The 1,613-nt window shown below is 67.4% G+C and carries 2 protein-coding genes; both read left to right on the forward strand.

What is annotated here, in order from left to right:
• Positions 1–43 precede the first annotated feature (43 nt).
• Positions 44–736, forward strand: coding sequence for a flagellar basal body rod protein FlgF (locus ACOJSF_RS10410; RefSeq protein ID WP_420142140.1), 693 nt, complete (start codon positions 44–46; stop codon positions 734–736).
• A 12-nt stretch (positions 737–748) separates the two neighbouring features.
• Positions 749–1,537: a flagellar basal-body rod protein FlgG gene (gene flgG / locus ACOJSF_RS10415; protein WP_420142139.1), complete on the forward strand. Its 789-nt coding sequence runs from the start codon at positions 749–751 to the stop codon at positions 1,535–1,537.
• Positions 1,538–1,613: the final 76 nt, after the last annotated feature.

A 1,613-nucleotide genomic window follows, 5' to 3' on the forward strand; every position in this document is an offset into this window, starting at 1 on the left:
GCTGCGGCGCAACCTCAATCTCTACAGCCCGACGGCCGGTGTGATTACCGCCCGTGAGGTGGAACCCGGCAGTACGGTAGTGGCCGGGCAAGCCGTGTTGCGGCTCATCGATCCCGAAAGCCTGTGGCTGCGTGGCGCCGGGATGCAGGGACGGGCCAGCGTTTCCAACGAGGTGACCGGCGCCGACATGCATGCCGGCGCGATTGCCGCGACGGGACGCGACCTCGACATCGCGATTGACGGCGACGCTTTCCTCGCCGTTCAGGCGAGCGACGGGTCGGAAGCCTATACGCGGCGCGGCGATCTCCAGCTTTCGGACAGCGGGCTGCTCACCACTGGTGACGGCGCACCTGTGCTGGGGGAGGGCGGCCCGATCACGCTGCCGCCCGCCGACAGCGTCAGCGTCGGACCGGACGGGCAGGTGTGGATCGTGCCGCAGGGCGGCGATCCGGCGACCCCGCAGGCGGTCGAACGGCTCAAGCTCGCCACGCCTACCGGCTCGAAGGTGTCGAAGGGCCTGGACGGGCTGTTCCGCGTGGCGGGGGGCGGTGCGCTTCCGGCCGATCCCGATGCGCGGCTCACGCCCAAGAGCCTCGAAGGCTCGAACGTCAACGCCACCCAGGCGCTGGTCGACATGATCGACGCCTCACGCTCGTGGGAAGCGCAGGTGAAGCTGCTGACCACCGCGCAGGACCTCGACAAGTCCGCCGCCGACCTGATGCGCCTGCCCGATTAAGGATTTGCGACCATGACCAACGCCGCCCTCCACGTCGCCCGCACCGGGCTCGACGCGCAGAACGCCAAGATGCGCGTGATCGCCAACAATCTGGCGAACGTGAACACGACCGGGTTCAAGCGTGATCGCGCGCAGTTCGAAACGCTCGCTTACCAGGCGATCACCGCGCCCGGCGCGCCGTCGTCTGACCAGAATAAATATGCGACCGGCCTCAACCTCGGTTCGGGTGTCGAGGTGATGGGCACCGCGCGGATCGACACGCAGGGCTCGATGCAGACGACGGGCAACGCGCTCGACCTCGCGATCGAGGGCAATGGCTTCTTCCAGGTGCTCCGCCCCGACGGATCGACCGCCTACACCCGCGACGGCAATTTCAGCCTGAGCGCCGAAGGCACGATCGTCACGACCGACGGCATGCCCGTGCAGCCGCAGATCCAGATCCCCGACGGCGCGCAGTCGATCACGATCGCCGCCGACGGCACGGTGTCCGCGCAGCTTCAGGGCCAGACGGAAGCGAACGTGATCGGCAAGCTGCAGATCGCGCGCTTCGTCAATCCGGCGGGCCTGCAGGCGGTCGGCGGCAACCTGCTGATCGAAACCGGCGCGTCGGGCGCCGCGCAGGCGGGTGACGCCGGCATCGATGGCCGCGGGAACATCCGCCAGGGCAACCTCGAATCCTCGAACGTGAACATCGTCGAGGAGCTGGTCGACATGATCGAGACCCAGCGCGCCTACGAAATCAATTCCAAGATGATCAAGGCGACGGACGAAATGCTCCAGTACGCCAATCAGAATATCTGAAGGCTGATCGATGCGCGTCCCCCTCATCCTCGCTGTCGTTTCCGTCGTCGCCCTCGCCGCCGCTCCTGCCCAAGCG

Origin of the sequence: Sphingomonas sp. (genome assembly GCF_048594985.1) — a bacterium.
In the GTDB taxonomy this organism is placed as follows: Bacteria; Pseudomonadota; Alphaproteobacteria; order Sphingomonadales; family Sphingomonadaceae; genus Sphingomonas_I.